We start from the raw sequence: 1,741 nt of genomic DNA, 5'->3' as shown, positions 1-1,741 counted from the left end.
CCGGACGTGGCGCTGCTCGACATCGAACTGCCGGGCCGCAGCGGTCTGGACGCCGCGGCCGACCTGCGCGAGGAGTGCCCCGACTGCCGGGTGCTCATCCTCACCACCTTCGGCAGGCCCGGCTATCTGCGCCGCGCCATGGAGGCGGGCGCGGTCGGCTTCCTGGTCAAGGACGGCCCGGTCGAGGACCTGGCCGAGGCGATCCGCCAGGCGCTGCGCGGCGAGACGGTCATCGACCCGGCCCTCGCCGCGGCCGCCCTGAGCGCGGGCCCGAGCCCCCTGACGACCCGCGAGGCCGACGTCCTCAGGGCCTCCGTGGACGGCGCCACGGTCGCCGACATGGCGGCCAGGCTGCATCTGTCGGAGTCGACCGTGCGCAACTACCTGTCGGCGGCGATCGGGAAGACGGGAACGCGCAACCGCATGGAGGCGGTCAGGGAGGCCCGGCAGCGGGGATGGCTGTGACCCCCGCGCCATGGGCCCCGGCTCAGCCCTGCGCTGACGTCCGCTGCCTCGGCATCCACAGGAGCAGGACCACCACGCCCGCCAGGAGGATGCAGCCGCTCGTGCGGAACGCCATCGCGTAGCCGTCGGTCAGGGCCTGGCGCGAGGACGAGCCGGCGGTCTGGGCGGCGGCCACCGTGGACAGGACCGAGAGGCCGAGGGCGCCGCCCATCGTGCGGGAGGTGTTGATCAGGCCCGAGACCAGGCCCGCGTCGCCCGGCTGCGCGCCCGACGTGGCCAGGGAGGCGAGCGGGGTCGTGGCCAGGCCCGCGCCGAACATCATCACGATGCCGGGGAGCATGATCGAGGTGACGTAGGCGCCGTCGACCGTCATCGTCGACTGCCAGCCGAAGCCCGCGGCGGCGACGACGATGCCGATCACGGAGACGTTCTTCGCGCCGATCACCGGCATCAGGCGCGGCGCGAGCATCGAGCCGAGGACGATGGTGAGCGAGGACGGCATGAGGGCGAGGCCCGCCTTCAGCGGGGAGTAGCCGAGGACGTTCTGCGCGTACAGCGTCATGAACATCCACATGGCGAACATGCCGGCGCCGCACACGAACATCGCGGCGTTCGCGGCCGACACCGTCCGCACCTTGAACAGCTTCAGCGGCATCAGCGGCACCTTCGTGCGCGACTCCACGACGAGGAAGACCGCGAGGAGCGCGAGGCCCGCCGCCAGCGGCACCAGGGTCGCCGCCGCCGTCCAGCCCTTCTCCTCGGTCTGCACGATGCCGTACGCGAGGGTGGCGAGCCCGGCCGTCACGAGCACCGCGCCCGGCACGTCGAGGCGGCGGGCGGTGCCCGACCTGCCCTCGGTGAGCCAGGCCAGGCCCGCGACGATCACGAGGGCGCCGATCGGTACGTTGATCAGGAGCACCCAGCGCCAGGAGAGCAGGTCGGTGAGGAGCCCGCCGACCAGGCCGCCGGCCGCGCCGCCGCCCGCGCCCACCGCCGACCAGACGCCGATGGCCCGCACCCGCGCCGCGCCCTCGGGCACCGCCGACGTGAGGATCGTCAGGGTCGACGGCGCGAGGACCGCCGCGCCGAGGCCCTGGAGGGCGCGTGCCGCGAGGAGCTGCCACTCGGCCTGCGCGAGGCCGCCGCCGAGGGAGGCCACGGTGAACAGGCCGAGCCCGACGAGGAACATCCGCTTGCGTCCGAAGAGGTCGCCGGCCCGGCCGCCGAGCAGCATGAAGCCGGCGAAGGCTATGGAGTAGGCGTTGACGACCCACTG

2 protein-coding genes are annotated in these 1,741 nt (G+C 73.9%); one reads left to right on the top strand and one right to left on the bottom strand.

Annotated features, from left to right (window positions below):
• A partial coding sequence (locus AOK22_RS37560; protein WP_055703136.1) for a response regulator transcription factor occupies positions 1 to 465 on the top strand: 465 nt, incomplete at its 5' end.
• Positions 466 to 487: 22 nt separating this feature from the next.
• On the opposite strand, the gene AOK22_RS37555 is transcribed toward AOK22_RS37560, so the two are convergent.
• On the bottom strand, positions 488 to 1,741 hold a 1,254-nt coding region (locus AOK22_RS37555; RefSeq protein ID WP_055703135.1), incomplete at its 5' end, for an MFS transporter.

This window comes from Streptomyces silaceus (assembly GCF_001419745.1).
Lineage (GTDB): Bacteria > Actinomycetota > Actinomycetes > Streptomycetales > Streptomycetaceae > Streptomyces > Streptomyces silaceus.
This window is presented reverse-complemented; position numbering and strand designations above follow the sequence as displayed.